At 68.1% G+C, this 16,133-nt stretch carries 16 protein-coding genes; 11 read left to right on the forward strand and 5 right to left on the reverse strand.

What is annotated here, in order from left to right; translation table 11 throughout:
* Positions 1 to 162 precede the first annotated feature (162 nt).
* The 6 genes from AC4D14_RS08090 (at position 163) to tsaD (ending at position 5,287) form a co-directional block, all read left to right on the forward strand.
* Entirely contained in the window at positions 163 to 1,281 is a 1,119-nt protein-coding gene (locus AC4D14_RS08090; protein WP_490901320.1) for a carbohydrate kinase family protein, read from the forward strand.
* Complete coding sequence (gene alr / locus AC4D14_RS08095; protein WP_490901322.1) at positions 1,278 to 2,441, forward strand: alanine racemase; 1,164 nt, start codon at positions 1,278 to 1,280, stop codon at positions 2,439 to 2,441. The genes AC4D14_RS08090 and alr overlap by 4 nt, the downstream gene beginning before the upstream one ends.
* A 91-nt stretch (positions 2,442 to 2,532) precedes the next feature.
* Positions 2,533 to 3,045, forward strand: coding sequence for a tRNA (adenosine(37)-N6)-threonylcarbamoyltransferase complex ATPase subunit type 1 TsaE (gene tsaE, locus AC4D14_RS08100; RefSeq protein WP_490901526.1), 513 nt, complete (start codon positions 2,533 to 2,535; stop codon positions 3,043 to 3,045).
* Between the two features lie 9 nt (positions 3,046 to 3,054).
* A complete protein-coding gene (gene tsaB, locus AC4D14_RS08105; protein WP_490901323.1) occupies positions 3,055 to 3,744 on the forward strand; it encodes a tRNA (adenosine(37)-N6)-threonylcarbamoyltransferase complex dimerization subunit type 1 TsaB in 690 nt (229 codons plus the stop codon).
* Entirely contained in the window at positions 3,741 to 4,214 is a 474-nt protein-coding gene (gene rimI, locus AC4D14_RS08110; RefSeq protein ID WP_490901325.1) for a ribosomal protein S18-alanine N-acetyltransferase, read from the forward strand. Before tsaB ends, rimI begins: the two co-directional genes overlap by 4 nt.
* Positions 4,211 to 5,287 carry a tRNA (adenosine(37)-N6)-threonylcarbamoyltransferase complex transferase subunit TsaD gene (gene tsaD / locus AC4D14_RS08115; RefSeq protein WP_490901327.1) on the forward strand — a complete coding sequence of 359 codons (1,077 nt, stop codon included), beginning with the start codon at positions 4,211 to 4,213 and terminating at the stop codon, positions 5,285 to 5,287. Before rimI ends, tsaD begins: the two co-directional genes overlap by 4 nt.
* A gap of 100 nt (positions 5,288 to 5,387) precedes the next feature.
* On the opposite strand, the gene ptsP is transcribed toward tsaD, so the two are convergent.
* The gene (gene ptsP, locus AC4D14_RS08120) at positions 5,388 to 7,073 is read right to left on the reverse strand and encodes a phosphoenolpyruvate--protein phosphotransferase (RefSeq protein ID WP_490901329.1); all 1,686 of its coding nucleotides are present in this window, start codon (positions 7,071 to 7,073) and stop codon (positions 5,388 to 5,390) included.
* A gap of 119 nt (positions 7,074 to 7,192) precedes the next feature.
* Between ptsP and AC4D14_RS08125 the strand changes: the two genes are divergently transcribed.
* The 3 genes from AC4D14_RS08125 (at position 7,193) to AC4D14_RS08135 (ending at position 11,062) form a co-directional block, all read left to right on the forward strand.
* Positions 7,193 to 7,918: a TetR/AcrR family transcriptional regulator gene (locus tag AC4D14_RS08125; RefSeq protein WP_490901330.1), complete on the forward strand. Its 726-nt coding sequence runs from the start codon at positions 7,193 to 7,195 to the stop codon at positions 7,916 to 7,918.
* Positions 7,919 to 7,979: 61 nt separating this feature from the next.
* Positions 7,980 to 9,917 carry a PTS mannitol transporter subunit IICBA gene (locus tag AC4D14_RS08130; RefSeq protein ID WP_490901332.1) on the forward strand — a complete coding sequence of 646 codons (1,938 nt, stop codon included), beginning with the start codon at positions 7,980 to 7,982 and terminating at the stop codon, positions 9,915 to 9,917.
* Positions 9,917 to 11,062 (forward strand): mannitol-1-phosphate 5-dehydrogenase, encoded by a 1,146-nt coding sequence (locus tag AC4D14_RS08135; RefSeq protein WP_490901333.1) that lies wholly within the window; start codon positions 9,917 to 9,919, stop codon positions 11,060 to 11,062. The genes AC4D14_RS08130 and AC4D14_RS08135 overlap by 1 nt, the downstream gene beginning before the upstream one ends.
* A gap of 90 nt (positions 11,063 to 11,152) precedes the next feature.
* Here the strand turns inward: AC4D14_RS08135 and AC4D14_RS08140 are convergent, their stop codons facing one another.
* Positions 11,153 to 11,854, reverse strand: a complete 702-nt coding sequence (locus tag AC4D14_RS08140; RefSeq protein ID WP_490901334.1) for a TetR/AcrR family transcriptional regulator — start codon at positions 11,852 to 11,854, stop codon at positions 11,153 to 11,155.
* 311 nt (positions 11,855 to 12,165) lie between these two features.
* Here AC4D14_RS08140 and AC4D14_RS08145 point away from each other — a divergent pair, with 311 nt between their 5' ends.
* Entirely contained in the window at positions 12,166 to 12,327 is a 162-nt protein-coding gene (locus tag AC4D14_RS08145; RefSeq protein ID WP_490901336.1) for a hypothetical protein, read from the forward strand.
* A gap of 53 nt (positions 12,328 to 12,380) precedes the next feature.
* On the opposite strand, the gene AC4D14_RS08150 is transcribed toward AC4D14_RS08145, so the two are convergent.
* Both AC4D14_RS08150 and AC4D14_RS08155 read right to left on the reverse strand, forming a co-directional pair.
* Complete coding sequence (locus tag AC4D14_RS08150) at positions 12,381 to 12,713, reverse strand: alpha/beta fold hydrolase (RefSeq protein WP_490901338.1); 333 nt, start codon at positions 12,711 to 12,713, stop codon at positions 12,381 to 12,383.
* Positions 12,714 to 13,184: 471 nt separating this feature from the next.
* On the reverse strand, positions 13,185 to 14,324 hold the full coding sequence (locus AC4D14_RS08155; RefSeq protein ID WP_490901340.1) for a glutamate--cysteine ligase: 1,140 nt from the start codon (positions 14,322 to 14,324) through the stop codon (positions 13,185 to 13,187).
* Between the two features lie 138 nt (positions 14,325 to 14,462).
* On the opposite strand from AC4D14_RS08155, the gene AC4D14_RS08160 reads away from it, so the two are divergent.
* Positions 14,463 to 15,278, forward strand: coding sequence for a shikimate 5-dehydrogenase (locus AC4D14_RS08160; RefSeq protein ID WP_490901342.1), 816 nt, complete (start codon positions 14,463 to 14,465; stop codon positions 15,276 to 15,278).
* Between the two features lie 60 nt (positions 15,279 to 15,338).
* Here the strand turns inward: AC4D14_RS08160 and AC4D14_RS08165 are convergent, their stop codons facing one another.
* Positions 15,339 to 16,037, reverse strand: a complete 699-nt coding sequence (locus AC4D14_RS08165; RefSeq protein WP_490901344.1) for an HAD family hydrolase — start codon at positions 16,035 to 16,037, stop codon at positions 15,339 to 15,341.
* Between the last annotated feature and the right edge of the window lie 96 nt (positions 16,038 to 16,133).

Consider the following 16,133-nt stretch of genomic DNA (forward strand, 5'->3'; position numbering starts at 1 on the left):
CTGGGTGCGTGCGCTGATACACCGGCCGCCGATATACGGTGCGCCACCCGGGCAGGTTCAGCACGCCCGATGGACCGATGCGGGGACCCGCGTGCCGGGATGGCGCAGAGCGGGTAGCGTGATTTCGCCTCCGCGCCCGGCACACCGAGTAAGGTGCGGTACATGGCGAACCAGCACCGCTTCGATCCCCTGGCGGGCCGGCGCTCGGAAGCCGATCCCGAGTTCGACATCCTCCTGGCCGGCCAGGTGTTTTTCGACATCACCTTCACCGGGCTGGATCAGATGCCGAGCCCGGGCACCGAGGTCTGGACCGACGGCATGGGGTCGAGCCCGGGCGGGATCGCCAACCAGGCGATCGCCTCGAGCCGGCTGGGGCTGAACACCGCCCTCGCCGCGGCGTTCTCCGACGACGGGTACGGCCAGTTCAGTTGGGACATCCTCACCGGCCAGGAGCACGTTGACCTTTCGCGTTCGCAGGTTTTCCCAAGCTGGCATTCGCCGGTCACCGTCTCGCTTTCCGTCAAGCGCGACCGCTCCCTCGTCACCCACGGACACCCGCCGCCGCTCACCGCCTCGGAGCTCATCGGTGTGCCGCCCACCTGCAGGGCGGCCGTTGCCGGTGTCGAGGAGCGCCTCGAGCCCTGGGTGCTCGCCGCACACGGAAAAGGCACAAAACTGTACGGCGACGTCGGCTGGGACCCGGCCCGCACCTGGTCGCCGCTGGTGCTCAACTCCCTCGAACATTTCCATGCCTTCCTCCCCAACGACGTCGAAGCAATGGCCTACACGCGCACCGACGACCCCTGGGCGGCGCTCTACGCCCTCGCCGACCTGGTGCCCGTTGCGGTGGTGACCGTCGGCCAACAGGGGGCGATGGCCGTTGACGCACTCACGGGAGAGGAGGAATGGGTGCCGGCGCTGCCTGTCACGGCCCACGATCCGACGGGCGCCGGCGACTGTTTCAGCGCAGCGTTCATCATGGGCGACCTCGCCGGCTTCTCCCTGGCCGACCGCCTGAGCTTCGCGAACCTCTGCGCTTCGCTGTCGGTGCAGCAGGTCGGCGGCTCGCTGGCCGCCCCGGGCTGGGGAGACATCGCCGACTGGTGGCACCGGGTGAGTTCAGCCAACGACGGCGTGCGCCGGCAGTGGCTGCGCCGGTACGCGTTCCTCGAGGACTTCGTCTCCGACGTCCCCCTCGAAGCGGTGCGCAGAGCCTCCGCCACCATCGCCCGGCACTCCGATGCGGGAGCCGCGGGCGCCGGTGGCAGAATGGGTCAGTGAGTTTTTCTGCCCCGCAAGCCGCCGAGCGATCGGTGGAGATCGACCTGGCCGCCGTGCGCCACAACGTTCGGCACCTGATCAACGTCGCCAGCCCCGCGCGCGTCATGGCCGTCGTCAAGGCCGACGGGTACGGCCACGGGGCCGTCCCGGTGGCCCGCGCCGCCCTGCAGGCCGGCGCCGCCTGGCTGGGCACGGCGCATATCGCCGAAGCCCTCGAGCTGCGCGCCGCCGGGATCGAGGCGCCCCTGCTGGCCTGGCTGCACACAGCGGACAGCGACTTCGTTGGCGCCGTCGAGCATGGCGTTGACCTGGGGATCTCCGGCTGGGAACTCGACCGGGTTGTCGCCGCTGCCCGCCTGCTGGAGCGGCCGGCCCGCGTGCACCTGAAAATCGACACCGGGCTGGGCCGCAACGGGTGCCCTCCCGAGCTGTGGGAGGAACTCCTTGGACGCGCGCTCGCCCACCAGGAGGCGGGGCTGCTGCGCGTAGTCGGCGTCTTTTCGCACCTCGCGGTCGCGGATGAACCGGACCGCCTCGAAACCGACGAGCAGCTGTGCCGGTTCCGGGAGGCCGTCGCCGTCGCCGAAGACGCGGGGGCGGACCTCGAAGTGCGCCACATCGCCAACACCCCCGGCACCCTCTCCCGCCCTGACTGCCACTTCGACCTTGTCCGGGTTGGTCTCGGCGTGTACGGGCTTTCCCCGTTCGCAGGGCAGAAACCGGCCGAACTCGGCCTGCGCCCGGCGATGACCTTCGCCACGACCGTCGCGAACTGCAAGGAGGTGCCCGCCGGCCAGGGGGTCTCCTACGGGCTGGCCTACCGCACCGACCACCCCACCACGCTCGGGTTGATCCCGGCCGGCTACGGCGATGGAGTGCCCCGTATCGCCACCGGCGGGCCCGTCCTGGTTGACGGTCGCATCTACCGGGCCGTCGGCCGGATCGCCATGGACCAGTTCGTCGTCGACTTCGGCGCCACCGGGCTTGCCGGTTCAGCGACAAGCCCCCTCGGGCACCGGGCCGTCCTCTTCGGCGGGGACGGAGCGCCCGGCGCGGAGGAGTGGGCCGCGGCGTCGGGATCGATCAACTACGAGATCGTCACAAGGATCAGCAGCCGGGTCCCGCGCATCTACCTGAATGAGGAGCCCGACGGTGAGTGAATCCGAACCGCTTGAGCGGCCCGCCGCGGAAGACCGCGCCCCCGACGGCTCCGGCCCGGCTCCGGCGCCGTTGTGGGTCAGGGACGTGCGGGTGGGCTCCGCGCAGGAACTCCAGGACGTCGCCGGTGCGCTTGCGGGCGCCCTGGACGCCGGTGATCTCCTGATCCTCACCGGTGACCTCGGTGCCGGCAAGACGACCTTCACCCAGGGCCTGGGTGCGGCGCTCGGGGTCCGGCATCCGATCATCTCCCCGACGTTCGTCCTTGTCCGCAACCACCCCCCGGTCGCTGAGGGCCCCGGCCTGGTCCACGTCGACGCCTACAGGCTCGGTACGGCCGAGGACATCGACGACCTCGATCTCGAATCGACCCTCGATTCGAACGTGACCGTCGTCGAGTGGGGGGCGGGCCGGGCCGAGCACCTGGCCGCAAGCAGGCTCGAGATCACCATCCTTCGGCCCACCGGGGCAGACGCCGCTGAGGGCGCGGGCGCAGGGGACATCATCACGGACTTCTCCGACGACGTCGACGAGCCGCGGCTGGTCCGCGTGTCCGGGCACGGTCCGCGCTGGGCCGGGGGACCTCCCGCGCAGCTGCTCGACTAGGCTGTTACAGTGCTGATTCTTGCCCTTGACACCTCCGCCGCGGCGTCCGCCGCCCTCCTGCGCGGCACCGCCGTCATCGGCGAATTCACCAGCGGAGACACCCGCTCCCACGCCGAAGTCCTCGCCCCTGCGGTGCAGGACCTGCTGCGCGGCGCCCAGGTTGAAGGCCCTGAGCTCGGGGCCATCGCCGTCGGTGTGGGGCCCGGGCCGTTCACCGGGCTCCGGGCGGGCCTGGCCACCGCCCGCACGCTGGCCTTCGTGTGGGGGCTGCCGCTGCACGGGGTCATGAGCCTTGACGCCATTGCGCTTTCCGCCGCTGCGGCCGGAGAGCCCGGGAGCGAGTTCCTCGTCGCGACCGACGCGCGCCGGCGCGAGGTGTACTGGGCGCGGTACCGGCGCGGGCCCGGAAGCGGAGCCGGATCCACCGGGGACGGACTGCCCGTGCTCGTCGACGGACCCCATGTGGGTGCCGCCGGCACCCTGCCGCGGCTTCCGGTGTTCGGCGCCGGCGCCGGCCTCTATGAGGATGAACTCGATGCGGCGCCGGAGTTCACGCAGATGAATCCGGAAGCCGCGGCGCTCGGGCGCGTTGCCGAAGCGCGGCTGCGCGGGGGGATCCCGCTGCTCGATACGACTCCCTTGTACCTGCGCGAATCCGACGCGAAGGTGCCCGGTCCGCGGAAACGGGTAGGGCCGTGAGCCTCTCCATCCGCCCGCTCGAGTTCGAGGACATCGAGGCGGTGGGCCGGCTGGAGCACGAACTGTTCCCCATCGACGCCTGGCCCCTGCAGCTGTTCTACGACGAGTACTTCCAGCCGGACACCCGCCGGTACATCGTTGCTGAAGTGGACGGCGCGCTGGTGGGTTACGCCGGCGTCATGGTCATCGACGTCACGGCCGACATCCAGACCATCGGGGTCCTGCCCGGCTACGAGGGGCAGGGAATCGGCACCGCACTGCTCACCGAACTCCTGGCGGAGGCGGAACGCCGCGGTGCGCGGAACGTGCTGCTCGAAGTGCGGGCCGACAATCCCCGCGCACAGCAGCTCTACACCCGGTTCGGGTTCGAAAAGATCTCCACACGGCGCAGGTACTACCGCGACGGCGTCGATGCATTGGTGATGCGCTTGGCCCTGCAGCCCGGCGAAGCAGAAGGGAAGACCTCATGAAGTCCAGCGCGCCGCTGGTGCTCGGCATCGAATCATCCTGCGACGAGACCGGAGTGGGAGTGGTCTCAGGCACCCGCCTGCTGGCCAACACGGTCTCGTCCTCGATGGATGAGCACGTCCGCTTCGGCGGTGTGATCCCCGAAATCGCCTCCCGGGCGCACCTCGACGCGTTCCTTCCGACCCTCCAGCAGGCCCTTGCCGAGGCGGGCGTCACCCTCGACGAAATCGACGCCATTGCTGTGACCACCGGGCCGGGTCTTTCCGGGGCGCTCATGGTCGGGGTTTCCGCGGCCAAGGCGCTCGCCGTCGCCACGGGCAAGCCCCTCTACGCCGTTAACCACCTCGTTGCACACGTGGGCGTGGGAATGCTGGGCGGCACGTTCGCCCAGGGGATGCCCGAGAACCTTGGAGCCCTGCTCGTTTCCGGCGGCCACACCGAGATCCTGAAGGTCGGAGGCATCGCCTCGGAGGTGGAGCTGCTCGGCTCGACAATCGACGACGCCGCGGGGGAAGCCTACGACAAGACAGCGCGCATCCTCGGCCTGGGCTACCCGGGAGGCCCGGCCATCGACAAGCTCGCTGCCGAGGGAAACCCGCAAGCCATCCGCTACCCCCGGGGGCTCACCCAGCCCAAATACATGGGCACGGCCGAGAACCCGGGGCCCCACCGGTACGACTGGTCCTTCAGCGGACTGAAAACGGCCGTGGCACGCAGCGTTGAACAGTTCGAAGCGGCGGGCCGGCCCGTACCGGTCGCCGACATCGCCGCCTCCTTCCAGGAAGCGGTCGTCGACGTCATCACCTCGAAAGCCGTCCTGGCCTGCCGCGAACACGGCATGACGAGCCTGCTGCTGGGCGGTGGAGTGGCCGCGAACTCGCGGCTGCGCGAGCTGACCGCCCAGCGCTGCGCCGCCGCCGGCATTGAGCTGACGGTCCCGTCGCCGGCCCTGTGCACCGACAACGGAGCCATGGTCGCCGCCCTGGGGGCGCAGATCGTTCTGGCCGGCGGGGCGCCCAGCGGCATCGGTTTCGCCACCGACTCGTCGATGCCGGTCACGAGCATCGTGCTCTGACGGGTTCTGTCCTCCGACCGGTACGGCACCGGTCGGAGTATGAGGTTCCGCGGCAGGCCGGAGCGGCGGGAGGGCGCCTGCCCGCCTGCCGCTTCCGGGCCTAGAGGCCGAGCTTCTCGAGGGCGGGCAGCTCCGCGCGGACCCTGGCACGGGCCTCGGCGGCGCTCGGGGCGCGCACCGCGATCTCGGCCAGTTTGCGGGCGTCGTCGAGGCTGACGCTGGCCAGCACCGCTCCGACTCCGGCGAGGGCCCGCGGCGTCATCGACAGGGTTGAAACCCCGAGCCCCACCAGCACGACGGCGAGCGCGGGATCGGCTGCGGCCTCACCGCAGACGCCCACGGGCTTCGCATGCCCCTCGGCGTTCGAGCCTTCGACGGTCAGGCCGATCAGGCGGAGCACGGCCGGCTGCCAGGCATTGTTCAGCGCGGCGAGCGATCCAAGCTGGCGGTCGGCGGCCATGGCGTACTGGGTGAGGTCGTTGGTGCCGATGCTCGCGAATCCGACCTCCGCCAGGATGGATTCGGACATGAGCGCGGCCGAGGGAACCTCGACCATCACCCCCGGGGTCTTCAGTCCCGCCTCGGTCGCCATTGCCGCGAACTGGGCGGCCTCCTCAGCCGTGGCGATCATTGGGGCCATGACCCAGACTTCCGCCGAGGACTGCGCTTCGGCGTCGGCGATGGCCGTGAGCTGCCGTTTGAGGACGCCGGGGCTGGTGATGTCGGTCCGGTAGCCGCGCACGCCGAGGGCGGGGTTCGGCTCGGTGGTGTCGGTCAGGAACGGCAGGGGCTTGTCCGCGCCGGCGTCAAGGGTGCGCACCACCACCTTCTTGCCCGGGAACGCGTCGAAGACGCCCTTGTAGGCTTCGACCTGGTCCTCGGAGGAGGGCTCGGTGTCGCGGCCCAGGAAGCAGAACTCCGTGCGGAGCAGCCCGACGCCCTGGGCTCCGGCCTCCGCCGCGGCCCTTGCGTCCTTGGCGCCGCCCACGTTGGCGAGCAGCGGCACTTCGTGGCCGTCGGAGGTGACGCCCCTGCCGTTGAAGACCGCAAGGGCGGCCGCAGCCGCGGCATAGGCCTCGGCTGCTGCGGCTTCTTCGGCGCCGGGATTGAGGCTGATGGTTCCGGCGGCGCCGTCGACGAAGACCTGCGTTCCGTCCTCAAGCGAGTCGACCCCTTCGGCGGCGACCACGGCCGGCAGCCCGAGGGAGCGGGCAATGATGGCCGTGTGCGACTGCGGACCTCCACCCGATGTGACGAGGGCCTTCACCACGGTGGGATCGAGCGTGGCGGTGTCCGCGGGGGCGAGGTCCTCGGCAATGAGGATGAAGGGTGTGTCGGAGACGGGAATCCCGGGAGCGGGAAGCCCACGGAGCTGGGCGACGATCCGGGAGCGGACGTCGAGCACGTCGGCGGTGCGTTCGGCCATGTATCCGCCGAGGTTCAGGAGCATGTCCGCGACAGCCCCGCCCGCCTCCCACGCGGCGCGAGCGGGCGAGGTTCCCCGGTTGATGAGCTTGACCGCGTTCTTGATCAGCATTGGATCGGCGGCCATCATTGCCGTTGCTTCAAGAACGGCCTTGGCATCTCCGCTGGCAAGCGTCGAGCGGCCCTTCAGGTCCTCCTGCACTGCTTTCGAGGCACTGCGCAGCGCTTCCACGGCCTCCTCGGCCGTCGTTCCCTCCGGCAGGCCTTCACCGGCCGGGGGTTCACCGACGGGCTTGGGCATGTTCCGGATCTCGCCGATTACCCGCCCCGGGCTGACACCTACTCCTGAGAAATTCTTCATTGAACGTCCTCGTTTCCTTGCCGTCGTCGTCGGCGCGTCGACTCCCACCGTACCGCCCCTGGGGAGGATTGGTGTGACCAACTTCATATATCGCTGCTATAGGTGTTACCGTAGCAGGCATGGATACCGCTGGCGAGCCTGCGCCGAAAATCAGGCTGCTCCGGGCAGCCGCTTCGCTGCTGGCCGAATCCAACGGCTCTCCGGTCTCGACACGCCAGGTCACGAAGCTGGCGCGGGTCACCGCGCCAACGCTGTACCACCACTTTGGAGACAAGGAGGGCCTGTTCGATGCCGTCGTGGCGGAGGGGTTCACCGAGTACCTCGAAGGTGAGCGCAACCTGCCCACCTCGGGTCAGCCGATCGAAGACCTGCGCCGCCACTGGGACAACCATGTGCAGTTCGGCCTTGACCATCCCCACCTCTATCTGGTCATGTTCGGCAATATCCGTCCCGAGCGCCGGCCGTCGATGGTCGCTGAGGCCGAGGCCTTCCTCGAGGAGGTCCTGGAGCGGGCCGCTGCGGCGGCCCGTCTCGTTGTACCGCCGGGCGAAGCGGCCCGGAGCCTGCTCGCCGCAAACATCGGCGTCACGCTCATGCTGATCGCAGACCCGGCGCCGGAGCGCAACCTCGAACTTTCAGTGATGACCCGTGAGGCCGTCATCTCCGCGATAGCCATAGACTCCGAAGCGGACCCGGTCATCGACACCGAGGGCACACCCTCGGTGGTGGTGGCCGCCATCGCGCTTAATGCGGCACTGCAGGCCTCACACCCCGAACAACTGTCGAATTCCGAGCTGAAGCTGTTCCTTGAGTGGCTTCACCGGATCTCCATCCGAACAGGCTGAAGCTCCACCCATTTATCCATCACTCCCCGCAGCGACGCAGGGACAACGGTTAGGAATGCACGTGGCAACACAAACAGAAGTGGCGCCCCGCCCCAGTGCGCGGGTACGCGTCCAGAAATTCGGGACCTTCCTGTCCGGGATGATCATGCCGAACATCGGGGCGTTCATTGCGTGGGGCCTCATCACGGCGCTGTTCATTCCGAAGGGCTTCTTCCCCAACCCGGCCCTCGAAGCGCTGGTGGGTCCCATGATCACCTTCCTGCTGCCGCTGCTCATCGGCTACACCGGCGGGCGCATGGTCCACGGAGTCCGCGGCGGCGTCGTCGGAGCAGCGGCCACGATGGGCGTGATCGTTGGCACCGACATCCCGATGTTCATCGGCGCCATGATCATGGGTCCCCTGACGGCGTTGATCATGAAGAAGTTCGACGGGCTGTGGGCCACGAAGATCCGGCCCGGATTCGAGATGCTCGTCGACAACTTCTCGGCCGGCATTGTCGCTGCGGCGATGGCGGTCTTCGGTCTGTTCGCCGTCGGACCCTTGGTGACGGCCTTCAGCAACGCCGCCGGCGCCGTCGTCGACTTCCTCGTCACCAACGGCCTGCTGCCCCTGACGAGCATTCTGATCGAACCGGCCAAGGTCCTGTTCCTCAACAACGCCATCAACCACGGCATCCTCACCCCGCTTGCCACCCAGCAGGCCCTTGAGAACGGCAAGTCGGTCCTGTTCCTGCTCGAGGCCAACCCGGGGCCCGGCTTCGGCGTCCTGCTTGCCTACATGATCTTCGGACGCGGCATCGCCAAGGCTTCCGCTCCCGGCGCAGCGCTCATCCACTTCGTGGGTGGCATCCACGAGATCTACTTCCCCTACGTGCTGATGAAGCCCATCATGATCCTCGCCGCGATCGGCGGCGGCATGGCTGGCATCCTCACCCTCGTCATCACCGGTGCGGGCCTGCGCTCGCCGGCGGCCCCGGGCAGCATCATCGCCGTTTACGCGGCGACTGCCTCGGACAGCTATGTGGGTGTGACCCTCTCGGTCCTGCTTGCCACGGCGGTGTCGTTCCTGATCGGTTCGGTCATCCTCAAGACGACAAAGAACCCGGCCGACGACGACGACAGCCTGAGCAATGCCACAACCAGGATGGAAGGCCTGAAGGGCCGCAAGAGCTCGGTTTCGGGCCTTCTCGGCGCCAAGGGTGATGCACCCGCCGGCCCCATCAAGAACGTCGTCTTCGCCTGTGACGCGGGCATGGGCTCGAGCGCGATGGGCGCCTCGGTGCTCCGCAACAAGTTCAAGGCGGCCGGACTGACCGATGTGAAGGTCACCAACTCGTCGATCGCGAACCTCACCGACACCTACGACCTCGTCGTCACCCACCAGGACCTGACCGACCGGGCCCGGCCCCTGACCACCGGGGCCACGCACGTCTCCGTGGATAACTTCATGAACAGCCCGCGGTACGACGAAATAGTCGATCTGGCCCGGAACCAGCGAGAGGGCAGCGCCACACCGGCTCCCGACAGCGGTGCGCCCGACATCTCGGAGCAGGCTCAGCCTGCTGGGGCAGAGGTCCTGGCCGAGCAGAGCGTAATTCTCACCGGAAGGGCAATGAACCAGGCCGATGCCATCGACGAAGCGGGGCAGCTCCTCGTGGACCGCGGAGCCGTCGACCCGAGCTACATCGCGGCAATGCACGAACGCGAGCGGTCTGTCGCAACGTACATGGGCAATTTCCTGGCCATCCCGCACGGCACCAATGCCGCCAAGGAGTACATCAAGCGCTCGGCCGTCTCGATCGTGCGCTACCCCGACGGCATCGATTGGAACGGCAAGCAGGTGAAGTTCGTGGTGGGCGTTGCCGGCGTCAACAACGAGCACCTTTCGATCCTCTCGGCCATCGCCCGCGTCTTCTCCGACAAGGAGCAGGTCGCCCGCCTCGACCGGGCGGAAACCGTCGATGAGGTCCTTGCCCTCTTCGGGAAGGTGAACGCCTAGTGAAGGCCGTCCATTTCGGAGCCGGAAACATCGGCCGCGGCTTCGTGGGGCTGCTGCTCCACGAAGCCGGGTACGAGGTGGTGTTCGCCGATGTTGCCGACGCGCTGATCGACCAGCTCACCTCGACGCCCTCCTACACGGTCCACGAGGTCGGTGAGGAACCCACCGACAAGACGGTGGACAACTACCGGGCGCTTAACTCGCGGTCCCAGGAGGCGGAGGTAATCACCGAGATCGCGACGGCCGACATTGTCACCACGGCCGTCGGACCCAGCGTCCTGAAGTTCCTCGCACCGGTGATCGCCGCCGCCATTGCGCAGCGGTCACCCGAGGCCCCGCCGCTGCAGGTGATGGCATGTGAGAACGCGATCAACGCGACCGACCTGCTGCGCCAAGCCATTGTGGATGCCTATTCGGGGGACCGGAGCGGACTGGAGGCCCGGGCGGTCTTCGCCAACACGGCGGTGGACCGGATCGTGCCCAACCAGGCACCCGGGCAGGGCCTCGACGTCACTGTCGAAACCTTCTTCGAGTGGGTCATCGACCGTACGCCGTTCCGGGGAAAGGAGCCGCGGATCCCCGGGGCCACCTACGTGGACGATCTCGCGCCCTACATTGAGCGCAAACTGTTCACCGTGAACACCGGCCACGCCGCCTGCGCCTACTTCGGCTACGCGGAGGGCATCGAGAAAATCTCGGATGCCATGGCGGATGCCGGGGTGGCGCGCAGGGTACGGTCCGTGCTTGACGAGACGAAGCAGTTGCTTGTCACAAAGCACGGCTTCGGCGAGGACGAGCAGGAGGCCTACGTGCAGAAGATCCTCCGCCGGTTCTCCAACCCGCACCTGCCCGACACCGTGGTGCGGGTCGGACGGGCACCGCTGCGGAAGCTAGGACGCCACGAACGGTTCGTCGGACCCGCCGCCGAACTCGCCGAAAGCGGTGCCCATCCAGTTGCCTTGCTTGCGGCGATCGAGGCAGCGCTCGCGTTCAGGGACGCGGCGGACCCCGAGGTGGAGGAGCTCGCGCGCATCATCGAGGAACACCCCGCCGAGGAGGCGACCACGAGGATCACGGGACTCGAGCCCGCCCACGCCTTGTTCCCCGCGGTCCTCGACCTCGTGAAGGCACGCGCCACCGTGTGAACCCAGCAGCACCGCAGCTGGCGGGAACCGCAGAAGGCTCTTCCCCTCCGGGCCGGAGGGGAAGAGCCTTCTGCGTTGAGGGACAGCGGATCAGCCCTCGGGCTCGATTGTGAGCGCTGCTTCGATCCCATCGAGGAGGAGCCCGAGTCCGAACCCGAATTCGTCCCCGTAGGCGTAGCTGGGCGTCAGGATGTGGGTGCGCGCCATCTCGGCAAGGTGGGGGAAGGCCCCCGACATCATCTGCTGCTGGGCCAGGCTGCTGGCGTTCGCGGTGTCAACGTCATCGTCGCCCAGCGGAAGGGAGGCCTCCTGGAGGGCGAACCCGTCAACATAGCTGTCGAGGAGCGACATCGCATGGGCCACCATCGGCATCGGGAAGCCCGCCCCGCGCAGGCAGGCAATCACCGCGTCCAGATGGCGCAGGGTTGCCGCCCCCGGTGAGGTGCGCATCAGGCTGATCGCCCATGGATGGCGTGCCCAGGCTGCGCGGGCTGAATGCGCCCTGCCCTCCATGGCCTTCCGCCAGGGGGCACCCGTGGAGGGCAGGGCGATCTCCTCGAAGACAAGATCGACCATGCCGTCGATGAGGTCGTCCTTGTTGTTCACGTGATAGTAGAGCGACATTGCCTCCACCCCGAGTTCAAGGGCGAGTTTGCGCATGCTCAGCGCCTCGAGGCCGCCTGCATCGGCCAATGCCACCGCGACGCGGATCACCCGGACGCGGGACACGGGCTCCCTGGCGGCTTTCCCGGGTCTCATCGTCCCCGGTTTCGCCGTCCTAGCTTCGGTCATCCTCGCCGCCTTTCTCCCGCTGCGTGGGCTGTCCGCCTGCTCATCTTACGGTGTATGGTGCCCCCAAGACTCCTACCTTACAGCGTTAGGTGCGCCAGGGGCACGCGATCACGGTACTGCTCAAAGTCCTTATGCGTAGGTGGTCCCGCGTACGGTGCGCCTTACCACGGAAGGCGGGGTTCGGCCATCGAAAGCGGCCTGGATCCATACCGGGGAAGTCACGAGGCAGGGAATGTCGGCGGCGGTACGATCGGCGCAGGGATCCCATTGAAAACCGGCCAAACAGCAGGGATGGAAGAAGGGAGGATGCCATGACCAGCGAAACACCCGATCCGGCCCAGGAGATCGACAGCAGCGACATCGAAGCCATCCAGAACGACGAAGGCCTGATCCAGGCCGACCGGGTGGACCTGATCACCAGCCAGCTTGAGGAAGAGGATGCAGATCCGGACCGGGACCCTCCGGGCGCCTGACCGCAGGCCTGCCGCCCGGGACCGTCCCTACCGGTCGCCTGACCGCGGCAGGGTCAACGAAGTAGAAATGCGGTGACCCGATTGGCGAGGAGGGCAGGGTCGGCGTCGTGCCCCTGACCGTCGAGGAGGCCAAGCTCTGCCCCGGGGACCACCTGTGCGATGCCCTGTGCGCCCCACTGCATGAACTCCGGGGAGGCGCCACCGGCCAGGGAGAGTGTGCGGGCGGTGATGGAGGCCAGCTCGGCTGGAATGCTGCTGTCGCCCATCACGGCGTCGTCGTAGCCGAGGGTGGGGGCGATGGCAGTCATCCCCTCCCAGGCAGGTGAGGATTTCATCTGCTCGACCGCGGCCCCGGGCATCCCGACCCGGGTCAGGAATGCCGTCACCGCACCATCCCGGTCTCCTGCACCCAGCGCCGAGCCGAGTTCCGCCGTATAGGCGCTGGCCGCCGGGCGGGCGGGCGGGCTCGGGCATGAAGGGCACCTCGTACACGATGAGGTCGGTGATCTCCCCTCCGAGGCGGGCGGCGGCGAGAGCGGCCAGTGCCCCTCCGGACGACAGGCCCAACAGGGCGGCCGGTGCGCCGACCGCGGTGATCAGGGCCGCGATGTCCTCGATCTCGCGGTCCACGGCATAGGGACCGGTGTCGCCGCTGGCACCGCGGCCCCTGCGGTCGTAAAGCACGACGGTGCGGGTTGGCGCGAGCCCGGCGGCGATGGCGCGCATCGGCCCCGAGTCCCTGTGGCACATGGCGCCGTCGATGAGGATGATCGCAGGGCCCGCTCCCTGGATTTCGTAGGCAATGCGGGTTCCGTCGTGCGAGTACACATCACTCATCGGTTTGTTCCTCCCGTAGGCTACTGTCTCAGCTGCTGAACCATGTCCATGACGACGGCGCGCAGGTTGCCGCCGGTCTCCTCGGCAACCCGGCGCTGGCGCTGGTAGCCGGCGCCCCGGCGGATGATCGTCTCAACATCGGCGAGCTCGTCGCTGCAGCCAAGCCTGGCGGCGACCGGTTCGAGCCGGTTCAGCACCTCCGTGAGGTGTTCGGTGACGAGCTGTTCCTTGCCTGCCGCGTCGAGGATGACGATCGCGTCAAGGCCGTACCGCGCGGCGCGCCACTTGTTCTCCTGGACATGCCACGGGGGCATCGTGGGAATCGTTCCCCCCGCCTCGAGCTGCGTGGAGAACTCGTCGACGAGGCACTGGGTGAGGGCGGCAACAGCACCGACGTCCTGGAGGGTGGACAGCCCGTCGCAGACGCGCATCTCGACTGTGCCGAGGTTGCCCACGGGGCGCACGTCCCAGCGGATCTCGCTCACCGAGTCGATGACTCCCGTGGTGAACATGTCCGACACATAGGACTCGTAGGCCTGCCAGTCGGGGAACTGGAACGGCAGTCCCGCCGTGGGCAGCTGCTGGAACATGAGGGCGCGGTGCGAGGCGTAGCCCGTGTCCTCACCGCACCAGAACGGAGAGGAGGCCGACAGTGCCTGGAAGTGCGGGAAGTAATTGACGAGCCCGTCCAGCACGGGCAGGGCCTTATCGCGCGAGTCGAGGCCAACATGGACGTGGACCCCGTAGATCACCATCTGACGGCCCCACCACTGCGTGCGGTCGATCAGCTTGAAGTAGCGTTCCTTGTCGGTCACCGCCTGGGAACGGGGGGCACTGAAGGGGTGGGACCCTGCGGAGAACAACTCGACGCCCATCGGGTCAGTGACCTCGCGCACCGCGGCAAGTGACCTGCTGAGGTCCTCCTTCGCCTCGGCGACGGTCGTGCAGACGCCCGTGACCAGTTCGACGGTGTTGAGCAGGAGTTCCTGCTTGATGTGGGGGTGTTCCTCGTCGTCCTGCAGTTCGGGGTGGTTGGCGCTGACTCCCCGGAGGACTTCCTCGGCGGCCGAGACCAGTTCGCCGCTCTCGCGGTCCACCAGGGCCAGTTCCCACTCGACGCCCAGCGTTGACTGTGCAGACTGGGCAAAATCGATCTTCATGGGGCTGGCTCCTGACCGGTACCGGACTGTGTGCTGGTGTATCGCCTCGGCAGCGCGTCATCGCGAATGAGAACTGAGCCCAATATTAGTGCAGGGCCCGCACCGCTGCGTCCGGTCTCCGGATGGAACAATGGGCGGGTGCCAATCCTCAACAAAGACATGACCCTGTGTATCTCGCTCGCGGCCCGGCCCAGCAACTTCGGGACCCGGTTCCACAATTACCTCTATGACGAGCTGGGACTCAACTACATCTACAAGGCCTTCACCACCACGGACCTGCCCGCGGCGATCGGGGGAGTGCGTGCGCTCGGCATTCGGGGCTGCGCCATTTCGATGCCCTTCAAGGAGGAGGTGATCGCCCTCGTTGACCGCATGGACCCCTCGGCCAAGGCGATCGACTCGGTGAACACCATTGTCAATGATGACGGAACCCTCACCGCCTACAACACCGATTACCTTGCCGTGGCGCGCCTGCTTGCCGAACACAAAGTCGACCCAGGGCACGACGTGCTCGTGCGCGGTTCCGGTGGAATGGCCAAAGCGTTCGTGGCGGCGCTGCGGGACTCCGGGTTCGGCAACGTGACGGTCGTTGCCCGCAACGAAAAAGCGGGCCGGGCGCTGGCCGGCCAGTACGGGTTCAACTGGCAGGGCGAGCTGGGTTCCTCAACCGCGGGGCTGCTCATCAATGTGACGCCGATCGGCATGGCCGGCGCCGACGCCGACGGGCTCGCCTTCCCGCCCCCGGCCGTCGAGGCCGCTGAGGTGGTGTTCGACGTCGTGGCGCTGCCGTCCGAAACGCCGCTCATCCGCGCCGCCCGGGCGGCAGGCAGGCCGGTGATCACCGGCGCCGAGGTGGTCGCGCTCCAGGCCGAGGAGCAGTTCGTGCTGTACACGGGCATTCGGCCCACCCCGGAGCAGGTCAAGGCGGCCGGGGAATTCTCCCGGCGGGCCTGAAGCCAGAAGCCTGAGGCTTGAAGACGCCGGCGGGGACCTCCCGGCTGCCCGGCCCGGCACTTACGCGCCTGGGCCGAGCAGCTTCTGGAGGGGGCCGTCGTCGAAGGCCTCGAGCAGGGCCTTGACGTCCTTGTAGACCTCGACGGCGCCGGCGTCGCGCAGCTCGGATTCACTCGTGCCGCCGGTCGTCACGCCGATGGTCGGGATGTCCAGGTCCGTCGCGGCAAAGACATCCCACACCGCGTCGCCGACAAACACAACGTTCGCCGGTTCAAGCCCTCCGGACTCGAGGGCGGCCTGCAGGATGTCGGGGGAGGGCTTGCTATTCTCGGCGTCCGAGGAGCTGGTTGCCCCGGTGATGGCGGCGTCGGCGTCAATGACGCTGCGGAGCACCCCGAGCTCCTGCCCGGAGGCGGAGGACGCGAGGACAACAACGAGTTCCGCCTCGAAGCACTTGCGCAGCAGGTCTCCGGCACCCTCGAATGCGCGCAGGGACGGCCAGAACGTCGAGAATACGGCGCCGTGGGTCGCATCGAGCTCCCCGTCCACGGAGGTGTCCCGGTCCCCGCCCAGGAGATGGGCGATCAGCTTGTCACCGCCCATGCCGATGGCCCTGTGGATTTCGGCCATTGGGACGTCGTGCCCGAACCGGCGGAACGCCTGCCACCATGCCAGGGTGTGCTGGTAGTTCGAGTCGACAAGGGTGCCGTCGACGTCGAAGAGGACGCCGCGGCGGGGCGAGGATGGGTTGGGGTTCATGACGGCCACCTTGCTGATCGGGTTTTCACCCGAGTGTAGCGATCGCATCCCGCCGGTCTGCGGCGAATTCGTGGCTGGTCCTCACAGCAGACTTCC

The sequence above is a fragment of the Arthrobacter sp. TJ-254 genome (genome assembly GCF_058269175.1).

Excerpts from the sequence above, each read along its gene's own strand:
- AC4D14_RS08090 (WP_490901320.1), top strand. The coding sequence starts at position 163 with ATGGCGAACCAGCACCGCTTCGATCCCCTGGCGGGCCGGCGCTCGGAA.
- tsaD (WP_490901327.1), top strand. The coding sequence starts at position 4,211 with ATGAAGTCCAGCGCGCCGCTGGTGCTCGGCATCGAATCATCCTGCGAC.
- ptsP (WP_490901329.1), bottom strand. The coding sequence starts at position 7,073 with ATGAAGAATTTCTCAGGAGTAGGTGTCAGCCCGGGGCGGGTAATCGGC.
- AC4D14_RS08125 (WP_490901330.1), top strand. The coding sequence starts at position 7,193 with ATGGATACCGCTGGCGAGCCTGCGCCGAAAATCAGGCTGCTCCGGGCA.
- AC4D14_RS08140 (WP_490901334.1), bottom strand. The coding sequence starts at position 11,854 with ATGACCGAAGCTAGGACGGCGAAACCGGGGACGATGAGACCCGGGAAA.
- AC4D14_RS08145 (WP_490901336.1), top strand. The coding sequence starts at position 12,166 with ATGACCAGCGAAACACCCGATCCGGCCCAGGAGATCGACAGCAGCGAC.
- AC4D14_RS08155 (WP_490901340.1), bottom strand. The coding sequence starts at position 14,324 with ATGAAGATCGATTTTGCCCAGTCTGCACAGTCAACGCTGGGCGTCGAG.
- AC4D14_RS08165 (WP_490901344.1), bottom strand. The coding sequence starts at position 16,037 with ATGAACCCCAACCCATCCTCGCCCCGCCGCGGCGTCCTCTTCGACGTC.